The organism is Dyadobacter jejuensis (assembly GCF_003149085.1).
Taxonomy (GTDB): Bacteria; Bacteroidota; Bacteroidia; order Cytophagales; family Spirosomataceae; genus Dyadobacter; species Dyadobacter jejuensis.
This window is the reverse complement of sequence record NZ_QGDT01000009.1, coordinates 214,851-230,091: the sequence shown is the minus strand read 5'-3', so window position 1 is coordinate 230,091 and position 15,241 is coordinate 214,851. Positions and strand designations below refer to the sequence as shown.

General features: G+C 43.7%; 8 protein-coding genes and 1 pseudogene. 4 read left to right on the top strand and 5 right to left on the bottom strand.

Annotation, left to right across the window (positions count from 1 at the left end; translation table 11 throughout):
* Positions 1–299: 299 nt before the first annotated feature.
* The 3 genes from CLV98_RS16715 to CLV98_RS16705 form a co-directional block, all read right to left on the bottom strand.
* Entirely contained in the window at positions 300–1,061 is a 762-nt protein-coding gene (locus CLV98_RS16715; RefSeq protein ID WP_262512156.1) for an RHS repeat-associated core domain-containing protein, read from the bottom strand.
* Positions 1,062–1,344: 283 nt separating this feature from the next.
* Positions 1,345–7,752: an RHS repeat domain-containing protein gene (locus CLV98_RS16710; RefSeq protein WP_109675982.1), complete on the bottom strand. Its 6,408-nt coding sequence runs from the start codon at positions 7,750–7,752 to the stop codon at positions 1,345–1,347.
* A gap of 61 nt (positions 7,753–7,813) precedes the next feature.
* Positions 7,814–8,812 (bottom strand): M43 family zinc metalloprotease, encoded by a 999-nt coding sequence (locus CLV98_RS16705; RefSeq protein ID WP_109675980.1) that lies wholly within the window; start codon positions 8,810–8,812, stop codon positions 7,814–7,816.
* Between the two features lie 711 nt (positions 8,813–9,523).
* Between CLV98_RS16705 and CLV98_RS16700 the strand changes: the two genes are divergently transcribed.
* The 4 genes and pseudogenes from CLV98_RS16700 (at position 9,524) to CLV98_RS16685 (ending at position 11,329) form a co-directional block, all read left to right on the top strand.
* Positions 9,524–9,745, top strand: a complete 222-nt coding sequence (locus tag CLV98_RS16700) for a hypothetical protein (RefSeq protein WP_146202301.1) — start codon at positions 9,524–9,526, stop codon at positions 9,743–9,745.
* Between the two features lie 441 nt (positions 9,746–10,186).
* Complete coding sequence (locus CLV98_RS24205; RefSeq protein WP_374755194.1) at positions 10,187–10,537, top strand: AAA family ATPase; 351 nt, start codon at positions 10,187–10,189, stop codon at positions 10,535–10,537.
* 313 nt (positions 10,538–10,850) lie between these two features.
* Positions 10,851–11,117 (top strand): annotated as a pseudogene (locus CLV98_RS24200) (PDDEXK nuclease domain-containing protein); the annotation flags it as partial.
* Positions 11,114–11,329: a hypothetical protein gene (locus CLV98_RS16685; RefSeq protein ID WP_109675974.1), complete on the top strand. Its 216-nt coding sequence runs from the start codon at positions 11,114–11,116 to the stop codon at positions 11,327–11,329. The pseudogene CLV98_RS24200 and the gene CLV98_RS16685, both read left to right, overlap by 4 nt.
* Before the next feature lie 317 nt (positions 11,330–11,646).
* Here the strand turns inward: CLV98_RS16685 and CLV98_RS16680 are convergent, their stop codons facing one another.
* Together CLV98_RS16680 and CLV98_RS16675 are read right to left on the bottom strand one after the other, a co-directional pair.
* The gene (locus CLV98_RS16680; RefSeq protein ID WP_109675972.1) at positions 11,647–13,254 is read right to left on the bottom strand and encodes a MutS-related protein; all 1,608 of its coding nucleotides are present in this window, start codon (positions 13,252–13,254) and stop codon (positions 11,647–11,649) included.
* A gap of 620 nt (positions 13,255–13,874) precedes the next feature.
* Positions 13,875–15,224 carry an MFS transporter gene (locus CLV98_RS16675; protein ID WP_109675969.1) on the bottom strand — a complete coding sequence of 450 codons (1,350 nt, stop codon included), beginning with the start codon at positions 15,222–15,224 and terminating at the stop codon, positions 13,875–13,877.
* Between the last annotated feature and the right edge of the window lie 17 nt (positions 15,225–15,241).

Genomic DNA, 15,241 nt, shown 5'->3' with positions numbered 1-15,241 from the left:
TGTAAAATTGTCAGACCATTGGAGTCTACGCTCCAAAACTATTTATAGAGGGGTCAGTATCACCAGAAGGGGGTCAGTATAGAACAGAATATGCATTTGAACTTATCGGGTGTATCCATCGATTGATTCTGCGACTGGGAACAACTTCCCATAATCATAAGTATAACAAGCCATACCTGATTTTGCATAGAGCATATTAGTTGCAAGTGTTACAAATCCAGGCACTCCCACTCCATGTGTAGTTACCTTGCTTCAAATTTCTAATATCATTAAAAAACGTTGAAATACCGTGAGCAGCTTCATTTGGGCTTTCTATAATAAACTTCTGATTTAATCCCTTTACCTTTTTCATTAGCCAACCACCAAAAGGAATCACTTTCATTTCGCTTTTTACCGTCCTGTGTGATTCCGAATTTATGCATAAACTGCATGGTAAATACATTGGGATCAGCTATGATACTACCTCCCTGAAACGGATCAAAGTGGGCAATCAGACTTATCTTCACTTGTTTATTCAATTCCGGATTTTCTTTCAGGAATTTTTTCAAACCTCCTATAAAACCACTTCCATAAACTCCACCCATGCTATGCGTGATGATCTTAATCGTTTCTGTTATGTTACCTTTATCATCTCTCGCTAAGTCGGCTATAAGTCCAGCGGCATCTTCATAGCCCTTTTCCTTGCCTGCTCTATACCGGTTGCTAGCAGAGATATTATTGCCCATACCGGTAAATACGCCACCTCCAAAAGTACTTGCCCATCCACCGATTGATCCATCGTAGTACTGGGCTTTTCCGTCGTTAAAATGTGTCATAACTCCCTGATCAAACCCTTCCCAGTACTGCGGAAGACCTTGCGTTGTACTTTTCTGTCCATTTATAAAAACTACAATGCGTCCATCGGGGTCTCGTGCATTAATCGGGTTATTATGCACATAGTTGTATGGGGAAGTACTGAAGTATTTCTCCGATAATGGATCTATCTCCCACCAACTTTCCATTCCCGGATCGAGCCACTTTGCTCCATAATCATTAAAATTAAGGCCGAACTCTTCACTTATTATTTTTTGTATTTGAGGTGGTGGTAAATTTTAATATAACAATACATAATATATAAACAATGGAAGACCAAAAAAGGATATTCAATAACAAGAACCATGTAGAATAATCTACTATCAGCCGATTCCAATCAATAGGAAATGATTCGAAAAAGAGGAGTATTTGTTTAAATTTGCTATTCCCCCCCCAACTCACTAAGAATATAGATCCAATTGTTGAAGTTATTCCATAGAAAACAAAAAATATAATTGCTACCCTTAATGCTATTTTATTCATAGTTAAAAGTTATTTGACTCCTTGTTGTTTTAACCATTCAACAACCACATTTCTTACTCTTTCGTATGTGCTGATTCCAGGCCGTGCTAAATCGAAATGTGATCCTGCTCCGATATTATTTGGGTCACCGTTTTGGCGCCCTCCTTGGATAAAATCAAGCAATGATTTTGGATTACTTAATTTGTCGCCAGGGATATCGTATCTTATTACTTTCCCAATATTTTTCTGGCTAATTAGAGTCTTATAGAGCTCAGAATCATTGGATATTGGACTTCCAACTAAAACCAAATTATCAATTTTATGTCCGGAATTCGCCAACTTCAATGCCACATGAGCTTGAAGAACACTTCCATAGCTATAACCGATTAAATTTAACTGCTCTCCTACTCTCAATGGGCTGTTTTGAATATTTTGTATTATTCCGTTATAAGCGTTATTGACTTGTGAATCTTCAATTGGAACTTGTTTCGTATAAATACCACGATTACTTCCTAATGGATCATTTTCATTATAAGTAGCTGCCAAATCGTAAGATTGGCTTCTTCTTAAAGCTGTAAACATAATGTCTCCCCAGGGAGTCCCTCCATTTTTTAGAGCAATAGGATCATCATGAGATACATTGAGTCTTGTAAATCCATTTATTCCTCCTTCGGTCATTGCTTTTTTCCAGGAGTTTGTATAATTCCATCCTATTTGATCATTACCTGCTCCTCCGACCCAAAAAATTCGTTTCCCATCTGGATCAAAGGCATTAATTACATTATTCGCCACATAAGCATATGGAGATAATGAATAGTATTTCTCGCTCAACCCATCCACCTCCCACCAACTCTCCATGCTCGGATCCAGCCACCTTGCCCCATAATCATAAAAATTAAGGCTGAATTCTTCGCTTAATTCCTTGCCGTTATAAAGATAACGGTATTTCTCAGCGGTGGCATCGCTATACCAAGCCCCGTCAAAACTTTTCCCGAAAGGGTAGTAGTGTGTTTCAGAAAGTATCTCAGTATTGTCAATACTTCCTGAATTATTCTTATCAGAAAAAACAACTCTTGTATTGCCCAGGTGATCACGCAGCACATACTCGTACCGGAAGGTTCCGCCATTGTTAAACGCCCTTCCTTCTTCATTGTAAACCGCTTCCACGGTATTGTTTTTAAGTTCGATACCGTCGAGGTAATCCTGGGTTAAAGTTGTTGTTCCGGCTGTTTTTACGGTTTTACGTAGTTTATTTCCCAAGCCATCATAAAGCAGCTCAATCACATTGCTCGTGCCGAAGTCGAACTTGGAAGGCAAATTCAAATGGTTGTGCGGTGCATCCATATTAACGCGCGTTGGCGGGATGCTGTTTACACCTATACTCTGGGAGGTCAGGTTTCCACCGGCGGGTATGGTCAACGTCTGGCCGTCAATGGTGGCATTGGTATAATTGGCAGTACCCTTCACCATGCCCTTTCGGGTGATGGAGGTGATGTTACCCCGAACATCAAAGGTTTGGGCTTCGCCGTAGTAATCTGCCGTATTAATGGTACCGGTGTTGGTATAGCTGCTGTATTTTGCACTGGTGAGCCTGTCCAGGTAATCGTAGGTAAATCCATAAGCCTGTGCAGCCCTGCCCTTTACCTGCCAGATCATCTGCCCGATGTTGCCGCTGTTTTGCGCCGTACCGCTCAACCCAGTGGTGAGGGTATTGTATTCAAGCGTTTGCCGGAACAGATCGTCAGTGGTGGCAGCGAAGGTAGGCGTGCTGAAATTGGTGAGCATGTTGCTGACAGGGAACGTGCTACCGCTCAACGCCGCGGTTCCGTTGATGGAGCTAAGCAGACCGTTGGTCAGGTAGGCGTAGTCTACCTGTTGCAAACCATTGGTACCTGGTCCCAGCTTTTTGTTTGCGAGCTGGTCTTTGGCCGTATAAGCCAACCGGCTGATCACCGTTGCCGAAGCCCCGTTGATGCTCTGGCTGGTTTGGGTGAGGCGTCCCCAGGCATCAAACAAACGGGTGTTGGTGATACTGGTGGTGCCCCCGCTGTGCACACTGGTTCGGGTTTCGGACAGGATGTTGTCGCCATGGTCATAGCCGTACGTCACACTTTCGGCCGAAGTGCTGGCAACATTGGTATGGTTATTGCCCGTAGTGGAGCTCACCCGCCCGTAGGTATCGTAATTAAAGGTGGTCTGCAGCACAGCATTGGCAGCTGCGGGCGTTACCACGGGATCGGCCACGGTGAAGGCCTGTACCTTGCTGGTTTTGAGCTTGTCTGTTTCTATGCCTGTGGTGGCAGTGCTGTATATGTTTTCGATGATCTTGTTGGAGAGCACAATGCCGTCACCAGTCCCGGAGCCGTATACGCCCTTTTGGCTGAGGCGTCCATAATCATCGTATTTGCTTCCCATCCAGCGGTTTGAATTGGCGCGCAGGATCGGGTCCTGGTACCTTACAGGCAAATCGCGGCTGTTGTACTCAAAAGCCTCATAAGCTTTGCCCGGTACTTTTTTCTGGCTGATCAGGTCATTGTTGGTGTATTGGTAGGTAAACACCAGCTCGGTATCTGACCAGGTTGCGCCCGGCGGCAGCACCCGTACGAGGCGGTCTTTGTCGTCATAGACATAATAGGTATCCGATTTACTGCTTTCAGCACCGTTGGCCTTGCGGCTAAGCAGCATCCGCCCCTTTTTGTCGGTGAAAGTGATGGACTTGTTGCCGTTTCCGTCGGTGGTGGTGGTTTTGGTCAACAGGTTTGCACCAAAGGTGGTAGATGCACCTGTTGCGAAATTGTAATTGAGCACCGCATCACCGCTGGTGTTGGCAGCATAGGTGTTGGTGGTGGCCGCCCAGACAGGTGGTGTTACTTTCCAGATCCGGTTGAGCGGGTTGGGTTCGTATTCAGTAAGGGTGTGGGCATTGGTACCCGGTGCCTGGTAAGCACCTGTATTGGCCGTACCGGCGAAAGCCTCAAAACTTTTGCTTACCCTGCCCTGGTTGTCGTAAGCGGTGGCGATCACCTGGTCGGTATCGGACGGTGTTTTGCCTTTGTGCACGGTTTCTATACCACGGCCGAGCCCGTCGACATACTGGAAGGTTTCCTGTGTGGCCAGGCTGCTTCCGGCGGTAGCGGTAAAAGTAGTTGTGCTTTTTACATTGCCAAAGGAGGTAATGACCCCCGAAGCGTTCACAACAGGAAAGGTGTAGGTATATTTTGTTTTCACGTTACTGGCACGGGCTTTGGCTTCGTCCAGGCGCAGGAGCTTGTCATATGTATATTCGGTAAACTGGCCGTCCGGGTTGGTGACTTTGCTGACCATATTGGTTCCTGTGAGGTATTCATATTTCCACAGGAAATCCTTGAATTTGCGCTGCTTGATCAGCCCGGCACTGGTCCATTCGTATGTTTCGGCCAGCCAGCCCGTTTTGGTAAATTGCTTTGGAAGCCCGGCGCGCCCGGTGCTGGTGCCCGTTCCGTGGTAGCTGTCTATCTGTCCTTTCTGCACCCACCCAGCACCTTCGTAGCTTTTGAACTGGTAAGGACGGATGAAATTGGTGGTAGCTGACGCAGTGGTGCTTAAAAAATTACCCGAAGTATTATCAAAGAAACCATATTCGGTTTTATTTCCATTGACTATGGTACCGCCTACCTTCACAGCTGTTTCTAACGGTACGAGCAGGTTTAAGTCAATGAATTTTGTAAGCTGCGCGGCAGGTAAACCCGGCAGGCCAAACGAATACTTGTATTCGGTTTCGGTGACCTTCCCATCGGAGTTGGAGAGGGTTTCCTTGGTTACCTGCAGGTGGTTTGTACCGTTATACTGTTTTGCGATAGCCGTGATTTGCCCGTCACGATACGAAGTGACGTTCTGATAACGGAATGGACTAGTCAAAACCGGGTATTTTTTCCAGAAAGTGATGGGTGTGCCACCCGGATCACCATTGATTAAGTAAGTATTGAATTTCACATATACACCCAGACTGGCTTGCGGGGTCTCGGGTTTCTTTTCATAAATGTCGTAGGAAACATCCCCGCCGAAAGTATTCCGCATGGCTTTGGATTCCATTTCTCCCGAACCGATACGGGGCTGGACCGGCACCAACGGGATGCCGTTGAATGCTTGCACGGGATCATTGTAATATTGGTATAAATTGTAATAGCCCGAATTGGAACCATTAAAATACTCCTGCACGGCAGAGTAGCCGATGTGGTAACCTTCAAATGATCCAAGCGGTACCACAGACGTCTCAAAAAAGAAATGGGTCTGCAGCAACTGGCTGGCATTTCCGGGGCAGGCGCCGGAGCCTGTCCGAATCCCATTACAGGAACCAATACACCCTTGGAAAACATATCCATATATAGGTTTTGCATACAAGATTGCACTGGATTGACCCGGTATTACTGCTTTGGCATATGAATAGGATTTGATTACATCCTGTCCTGTTGTGGTCCCATCATTGCTGGTTACCTTTTTAATCCTCAGACCACCGACGGCGTAATTTTCAGATGTAGTTGTGGTTGTTAATTTTCTAAGTGTAAAGGAGCCCGTCATGTTTTTGCCCCAAATTTCAAATCGTAAAGGAGTGCCGGCAGGTATGGTCACGCCACTGAACAATTCGGTTAATATCCCTTCCGCCGTTTGGGTAGTCTGGGTTGAAAGAAGAGAGGTAGAAACTGTGGCAAGTACGACGCTGGTTGTCGCATTGATCAGGCGAATGTCCAGGTGAGTTCCTTCGGAACAAGTACTGGGCTGTGGTGGTGGCGGGTTTTTAATCCACTGATAGTACAAATTGCCGATTTCCGTGGCTGTTTGGGTTGCAATATTAAATGAGCCGGCCGCGACCAGGTAGACCGAACAGCCACCGGGTGCTCTGGTCATTGTTCCCATGTCGGTAAAAGTAAGGACATCTTTATTGCCATACACAGTATTGGCCTGGTATTCGAATGAAGTCAAGCCACCGGTGGGCCAGGATATGCTGCGCAGGGTTCCAAGCATCATCATGGCTTCATTGGTTTCCCGGTTCGCACCCCCTTTTACGGGATGCACATTATATCCGCCGACTGTATAGGTTGGCAATTTGGTAAGAGGGATATTAAGGCCTGAATGCGGGTTGGTAACAGCACCATTATAGAAACCCCAATGATCAATGCCAGAAGACATCCTGTTAGGAAGAAAAGACGTATTTCCCGCCAGTTCATGGTATTGGAATGTATAGGGGTTGGCCGTTACTGTCCCGTCGCAGGATTTTTCTTGTACCAATGTCAATTTGAGCCTTTTATCCGCAGTGGTACCGCTCTTGTCGGCGGTGGTATCTTCATAATAGGATTGGGCCAGGTCATATTTTTTGCACAACGTTCCGGACTGGACCTGGATACTTGCGAGTGCTTTCGGGGGCTGGGGAGAACTGCCAACATTCCAGGGAGACACGCTCAGGTCTTCCCGAGTGGCCGTTGCGGCCAGAAAGGTAACGGTGTTGGTAGCTCCACCATTTGTAATGGAAGATAGCCGCCAGCCTAAAACATCGGTTACATGGTAGTAATAAGAGCCAGATGGTGTGGTTGTTGGAAAGGGTAATAGGGTAGAGGCACTGCTACCGCTTGCCTTGTGCTGATAGCGGTATTTTTCCTGCACATAGTCCAGGTTGATGCTATAATTACCATCGGCGGATGAGATTCTTCTCAGTTGCCATGCCGAAACCGTGGAGCCGACTATTTCATCGAATTGCTGTATATCAATACCTTTATTATTGGCATCATTGTCAATATTGCCGAATTCGTACCGTACGCCGTCTGGGGTCGTGACCGTAAATTTCTTTAATTGCAAAGTCCCGCAGGATCCTGATGTTTCATAGGTAACCCTGACATCCTGCTTAGGGATCAGTACTACTTTTCCATTGACTACATTGTCATTGGTCATATCGGCTTCGATATAGAATTTGCCGCTGCAACCACCCACTGAAAAAGAAAAGATATCGGGCTCTGCATCCGTATTCCCATTTTGAAGAGTAACATAAGTATAAGGGGCCGCTGGTACTATACAGGTGTCATTCTGCACTGCAATAAACCTTCCAGATGTAAAATAGCCGTCGCAGCTCTCATCTGCTTTTCCCTGAATTGTCCGGCTGATCATGTTTCCTGACAGGCTCCACCCTTGTCCAATCCAGCTGACAGGTTCTCCTACCTTGATTCCCCCGGCGTGGTAACTCAGTGATACCGGATAGCTTAAAGGGCCGTCTGTGATGGTATGTATAGGCATACCAATGTTAGGTACACCTGTGTAATGACCTACAGGGATATCCCCATATTTCCCAAGGCTTGCCGCATTGGGAGCAGGCATGGATACGTCCTTGATAGCGGTGTTGATGGGTTGTGCTATAACAGCACTAAGGGCAAAGAAAACAATACTTGTGAAAAGGGTAAATATCTTAAACATGCCGGTAATAGATTAGTCCAGGGAATGAAGTAGGAACAAATGCAAAAAGGACAAACGAAGGCTACTTTTTTAAAAGTCCGCTTCTCAGATTGTCAGAAAGCAGGACAGCGCGCATCCGCTTCTTTTGGCCTTCTGTGAACAGGGATAAAGAGGCATCATCGGTATTATCCATAAAGTTCATATACATGGCTGTGGGTGTACCAGGGCAAAAACATACATAGCGCGTATTTTTTTCGGTCGAAACGGTACTGCTTGGTACATCGTGCAAAGGGGTATCTTCTACAAGGTCATCCTTACAGGGTTCTTTTTCATCCCAAAGCTCATAAAGCCCCAGGTAAGTCCCCATCAGGTGCACCAGTGTTTTCCCTTGCGAATAAGGGGCTTTTGCAGTTCCTTTTTCATTGCCAAAGAAATCCGGATCAATCACGATACCGTCAATAGCAGCAGGTGCACCTGGTGAGAGTGCATAACCGGCATTGTTGCCATCGAGCTCCCCGATCCAGATATTGATTGTTTTTGTAGGGTCAGCTGCGGGCAACCCCCCATTTTTCTTAGGATCCTGTATCTCGTTGGATATCCCCCAGTTTTTCCGGTCAACGGTCAGGCTGTTTATCCCACCTGAAGCACCTGGTATTTCGCCCAGATAGAATTGTATACCCGTACTGACACCCATGGATATAAACTTTTCGACATCAGGGTTTGGAAAGTCCTTGGTTTCGGGAGCGGTGTAACTACCAAAGTATTTATTGAGGACTTCAAGCTGGAAGTTCACCTGTGTTTCATCGGGCATTTTCTGCGAAGCTGTTTGCAGAAAGTGAAATACGACAGGAACCTGAATAATTTGTCCGTTATCACCTCTGGAAGCATAGTTGGAAATGGAGTTCTCCAATACAATCAGGTTTTCCGAGTATTCAGGAAATTTCTTAATGGTTGCCAGACGCACGTTCTGGGTATTGAAATGTCTGTAAAGACGCTCTTGTGCTAGGCTCGCAGACAGGTTTGACAAAATCAGGAAAGAGCCTAGTAAATGGCACTTTCCGGTCAGGGAAATGTGTGGCATAATTAGCTGTTGATGTTTAATAATTTAACTTTCAACGGTTTAACCTTTGTAGCCATAGCCTTTAAACTAGTGATTAGACTGGTTGTTAACCGTAAGTAACAAACATACTGGATGTATAGTAATTCGGTTATACAAACATATCGCCGGTATTTTTGAGTTGTCCCAAAAACTTATTAAGCGGTTAAAAGCAAAAGCGCGGGCTGATTTCCATGCCTGCGTCTGAGGGAGTCGAAGCCCTGTAAACAAAGCAAAGGGAACGCCCACGCTTTCGCGCAGGCGCCTCACTTCTACTTTCCCTGTTTACGTAAATTTCCACTTTTCAAACGCAGGAAAATTTTAAGCGAAACACTATCTATATTTTGATGTCTTGTTATCTAATAATTTAAGTTCGAACTAATTTGGTTTGACTGGTAATGTAGGAAGCAAATCACAGAAGTGCAAACCGATACATAACCAGGTTCTCTTTTTTTCCTTACATTAAACAGTAGAATGAGTCATTTTAGTAATGCAGTTGCGGAGCGGTTGCATTACTAAAATGGGCAGATGAGATCGACGCAAATTCGGCTAGCAAACAATATTTAGAGTTGAATCCATTCGTTATTTTATGTTTGTAAGATACCTTATAAACATAAAATATTGCTGTGAAATGTCATTTTGTAAAGATGACCGGCAGCAGACAAGTCCGTCTCAACCGTAAAACCAGACAACGCCATGGAAACGATTACCATTTTTGAGCTGAATGCGATGAACGCAGCCGTAAGCCACAAATTGGGCGGAGTGCTGTTCAATGAAAAAAGTATCACCTGGCAGCAGTGGACTGACCGGTGTTCAGATATGGAAGCTGATACTTCGGTTTGTTACCAGTTACGGCCACAAGATAAAGCGCTGCACATCATTCTAAAAACATTGCCAGCTAACCCATTTTTGGCATAACCTGCCGTAAAAGGTGGTTCAATCCACTTCAAATTAAAGGTTGCTAAAGAGTAGCCCCCTATTATCTACCTGAATGAATTTGAATGGCACCTTCTACGCTGAAATTTTTAATATGATAAGTCACATCAAAGAATAACACGTTTATATAATATTTGATGGGTGTATAAAGAGCGGTGGGGACTAACATGTGCTGTGATCCCCGAAGTGTTCTTTCGTAATTGGCACACAGGAGTGTATTGATGTGTACCATCATTATGCTTTTATTTTAATACGACGGTTTTGCTTTTCAAAACGGCTAGAAACCACTTTTAAAACTCATTGATAAAGGTTTTCACAAACCTCCGGCATTCCCTGAATGATCTGTTTTGCGTGATCAGGGTATGCGATTTTCTTGAATATCAGATAGATGACCTTTATGAAAGGTTGAATTCCTTATCTGAGATGGACGTATGCAGGGATGAAATAATAAATGTATTGGATCGCCTTTTGCGTTCGCAAAACATATTGCCTTACGATATAACTCCATTGGATCGTTGGCATTTATCTGGTTTCGAGGAATGGAGGCATTGGTCTACGAACCGGATAATAGTCCTTCGGATAACGAGACTGCTTCACGACAAGATCGAACCACGACTTTTTAAAGGAAAAGCTATTTTGCTTTTCGGTCCTCGCCAATCTGGGAAATCGACTTTAGTCGAATCGCTATTGGCCGGAAAGGATCATATGTACCTTAACGGTGATGATGCAGATGTTCGGGAAATTTTGACCAACACAACGGCTGCCAAGACTTAAAAGAACTGGGAACAGCTCTTATAAACATAAAAGGGATGGACGAAAGGGCACTACGGAAATACCGACAGTTTTATATACTGTATCCTCAATTGCTTGATCCAATTCGGGGGGCACTGACCACCATTTCTGAAATACCCGCACTACCAGTTAAAATTGAAGAGTTATCGCAACCGGTCAACAAACTTCAGAAGTACTTATTTCGAAACTGTCTTACACCTATTTCGAACAACTATTTTCCCTTGACGAGCCGCTCAAACGTACTTTTTATGAACTTGAATGCATTAAAGGAATAGTGTAGTGTTGTTATGTACTTTTAGAACTCAAAATTGGTGCATTTGAACATGCCGATATAGGCCAGCTTAATACCTATCTTAATTATTATAAACTAGAAGTTTGCGAAGCCAGTGACAACCCGCCGGTCGGGATACTGTTGGTGGCCGAAAAAGACCAGGCCTTCGTAAAATATGCCACAGCTGGAATGGATGAGCGATTCTTCGTCCAAAAATACCTCGTGCAATTGCCCAGCAAAGCCCAACTTGAAAAATACATTGAAAAAGAACTGAAAAATTTTAACAAATGAATATAGAACTGTTCTCCCACCTCGACTTTCTCCCTGCACTCAAGGGCTTTTTCAGTGACCTGAAAGTGCCTATCAATTATGTAACTGTTGAGCCCACTACAGCCAAAGAAATACTAAAAGACACTTTTCAACTTATCGAAGATGTTAATTTTGTTGGCATGGTAGATGATGCGGCATTCGAGGCAACAAGTCATTGGAGATTGAAAAAATAAAATCGGATTACGACGGTAATTTTTTGGAATAACATTAAAGCCAAGGGACAACAATATGCGGTCCACCTGCTCATAATTAGCTGATATAGCCAGCGCATTTAATCGTCAATTTTATTACACAGCGGTGGTTGTGATATTTAAGTACGGAAAATACCTTGCCTTTGCTAATACAGAACCATTAATATATAAGCAAGAATGGAGAGAGGGTGAAAGAGTAGGAAAGGTGAGTTTACTTAGGGATATTAATATTGCAAAATTACTCCGGGGGCAGAATAACCAGATACAGAGAAATAGGACTATATTAATTTCGTTATTAGCTAGTTGTCGCTTTTGATTTTATATTTGTAAATCTGACTTGACAGTCGGATTGCTTCATCTATTACTTCCACGGGATAATTATTTAGCTCCAAAATTCTAATGGCATTTGTATTACATAAATTTCCAGATTTGATTTTATAATCAAACAGAATAGTCCCATCTTGGATTACCTCCGTGAAATGAAACAAAGAAAACGTATCCTTCAATAGTTCAGCAAGTTCTAAATCATGAGTAGCGACAAAAACAATGTTGTTTACTTCATTTAAGTGTGTTAAAACGGCACTTCCAGATGCGATTCTTTCAACGGTATTGGTTCCTTTAAATAGCTCATCCAGTAGAAATAAATTCCCATGATTATTGGCACTTTCATCCATTAAAGCTTTTATTGCGAGTACCTCTTCAAAATAATAGCTTTTATTATTTAAAAGATCATCGGCAATACGGATGGCGGTATGTATTTTTAAAGTGGGAGTCACAAACTCTTTCGCAAAACAAGTATTAATCGTTTGAGCAGTTAGCGCATTGATGCCTATCGTTCTGATGAAGGTCGTCTTTCCTGACATATTCGATCCGGTTAACAAGGCCGATTTGCCGTTTAGGCTTATTGAATTCGGAATGAATTGATAAATTAGGGGATGGTAAACCTCTACGGCCAGTATCTGTTTTTGGGCAGTACTAATGGTTGGTAAGCAAAAATATGGCAAATCTTCACGGAGAAAATCGATAGACATAGCTACATCTATTTCCCCGATATAATTATATACTTTTTGTACATGTTCTCTCATTAAATCCAACTCTTTTAAGACATTATAGAGTACTAAGGGCTCTATAAGAAAGAAGGCTTTTATTAATTCAACTATATACTCCACGATCTGACCGATTTCACTTTGGAGCTTTACCTCGAGTTTAAAAAGGGTCATTTGAATACCAAGACTATCGATTGCCTTAATAGATTCACTGATATCGAGTTGTTCGGATGTTGATTCCTGGAGTTTAACAATCTTTTTGGCTGCCTGGTTTAGTAGTAATAACTGCGGAATGGAGCTGCTATATTTATAGACATTGAGCTTATTCCAATAATGTATTGTAAAATTAGCGGCAAGTAAGAAAATAAGAAAAATTATAAATTGTGGAAAAATAAACGATAGGAGAACAGAGAAAATGCTTGTTAATGAAAGCGTTTGGATCACCCAAAACCACTTTGGTTTCGGAGTATGGTTTTCTAAAAAAATGGAAGGGATATTATAGGCATCTTGGTTGTTTAATACGGATAGTTCAAATAGAATTTCCGCTTTAATTTTTGGATTTTCTTTCAGGATCTGAATAATTTTTTCAAATTTTTCGGTTCTATCATAATGAACAGGGATGGTTCTTAATACAAGATATAAAAATTGCTGCCCTACTTTTGAAGTCGTACGATCCAAGAACATAAATATTTCATCCATGTCAAGGTCTTTAAAGGTCCGATCCGAAATAACCTGATAGTGATGATTTTTATCGCTCAGTAAGAAAAAGCGGGTAATTCTATTAAAATCAAATGTCTCTTCTTTTATTTTACCTGCCTTATTTTTCAACTGATCTAGCAGTTTCTTTTTTGAAGTAAACATGTATCTAAGTGTTGCTCTGACCATTAGAAAAATAATAGAAAGAAGGGGTTATCGAGATAATTCATGTCAAGAACCAAAAATATGTTCTCTTTCCAATACCAAGCCTCACTTTTTTCTTTAGTTTTTTACTACTACTCCAGCTATTTTTTCCTTTTTGTAGTGGCCGTTTATCCGGTTATTTTTTATTAGGTCTGTTACATATATTCCGTTCTGGAACAAAAACCTACCCGTCCATTGGGTAAAATATCAGTAATGGAATACGATTCGCTATGACCTTGTTTAAGCTAGAGTCAGTTCCAAGGATTCATGTGGTTAAGAACAACAAAACTTCTTGACTTGCTGTTATTTGCCTATTTTTTGTGAAAGAATAACGAAAGTTTGATGACCTTTAGAGGCTTTCGATGCTGTCCCGAATGGATCAATAACACCCAATAAAATCTACTAGGCCTATAAATACGAAAAGGAATCCTACGGACTTCAATAGCAAAAGTAGCCATTGAAGCCCGCAGGATTCGCACGATTTGGCTATACTAGCCATGGGTTTGTTATGAAGTATTAATGATCTTGAAGCTCTACTATTGAAGGACCGTTATGGCGTTATGGACCAGAGTCCGGGGTGTTTAACCATGGGCTAATGTTTCTTCACTGGGTTGGGTCAACATGTCCTCTTCCCGAATACGCGACCCGTATAGGGCGTAATAGAGAATCACCAATTCACAGAAAACGGAAAGGGTCCAGGTCCATCGCCAAGAGCCTAGGGCATCGGCCAGGCCACCCTGTAAAATGGTAAAGACCGCACCTCCAAACACCGCTGAGATAAAGACTCCGGAGGCCCTGGAAGTATATTTGTTAAGGCCTTTCGTTGCCAGGGAGAATACACAGCTCCACATGGTGCTGTGTAGGAGGCCAATCCCTACCAAATACCAAAGGTTTTCGGTGACAATGGCCGTTACGGCCAGGATGGTAGCCAGCACCGACGTTACGACCAGCTGGCTACGGCCCGAGATGGTGCTAAAGAAGCTGGAAATGAATCGACCTACCAGAAATCCTCCCCAATACAGGGTCGACAGCAAGGCATGTATGCCGTAGTCGACCCCGCCGAATATGAAATCCTCTCTGCCGAAGAAGGTGATGGGGTGGCCGGTATCCATGAGTTCGAAGGCATATAGGTTGATATTGGCGCCAATGGCCACCTCTGTGCCCACATAGCAGAAAATGGCGAGTACCCCCAAGGCAAAATGGCGGAAGGACCAGATGCTTCTTTCTTGTTTTTCGCCGGCAGCAAACCGGGTATTGGCGATGTCGGGAAGGTCGAGTCGGTGGGTGATGGCCGTCACGGCCGCTACGCAGAGCATCAGCATCAGCAGGGGCCACAGCAGTTGATCTATCTGGATATTTTCGATAGAAACACCGCTGAACATCACTACCGTTACAAAGAACGGTGCCGAAGTGGTACCAATTGAATTGACGGCCGTGGTGATATTGAGTCGTTGGACGGGCTGGGTGCCAGGCAAATCGTAGGATGCCACATACGGGTTGACCACCACTTGAATGATGGCCGCCGAGGTGCCCATCAGATAGGAGCCCATAATAAACACTACGAACCCATAGGCCACGATGGCATCGCCAATTTGAAACTCCAATTCGGGGTATTTGTATCCTAGCAGGGCGGAGCATAAATACATGGATAGTCCGCAGATCATAAACCGAAGGCCCCGAAGGATGGTGCTTTTGTAGCCCAAGGCATTGACCCACCTACTGGCCATGTTTCCACTAAACAGATAGCCTAGAAAGAAAAAGAAAGAGACCAGGGTCGTGAAGGTGTTTCTCAGGCTCCCTGCATCGGCCAAAAAAGTGAATTTCAGCGGCGCCTGCAGTTGCTCATTGACCGTCGTTAAAAAGCCCACGACGAAATAAATGATGGTGACCACCATAAAAGGCAACAGCTTTCTACTCATTTTGGATTTCATAATACGATCGATCTAGA

Excerpts from the sequence above, each read along its gene's own strand:
- CLV98_RS16675 (WP_109675969.1), bottom strand. The coding sequence starts at position 15,224 with ATGAAATCCAAAATGAGTAGAAAGCTGTTGCCTTTTATGGTGGTCACC.
- CLV98_RS16680 (WP_109675972.1), bottom strand. The coding sequence starts at position 13,254 with ATGTTTACTTCAAAAAAGAAACTGCTAGATCAGTTGAAAAATAAGGCA.
- CLV98_RS16685 (WP_109675974.1), top strand. The coding sequence starts at position 11,114 with ATGAATATAGAACTGTTCTCCCACCTCGACTTTCTCCCTGCACTCAAG.
- CLV98_RS16705 (WP_109675980.1), bottom strand. The coding sequence starts at position 8,812 with ATGCCACACATTTCCCTGACCGGAAAGTGCCATTTACTAGGCTCTTTC.
- CLV98_RS24205 (WP_374755194.1), top strand. The coding sequence starts at position 10,187 with ATGGACGTATGCAGGGATGAAATAATAAATGTATTGGATCGCCTTTTG.
- CLV98_RS16700 (WP_146202301.1), top strand. The coding sequence starts at position 9,524 with ATGGAAACGATTACCATTTTTGAGCTGAATGCGATGAACGCAGCCGTA.
- CLV98_RS16710 (WP_109675982.1), bottom strand. The coding sequence starts at position 7,752 with ATGTTTAAGATATTTACCCTTTTCACAAGTATTGTTTTCTTTGCCCTT.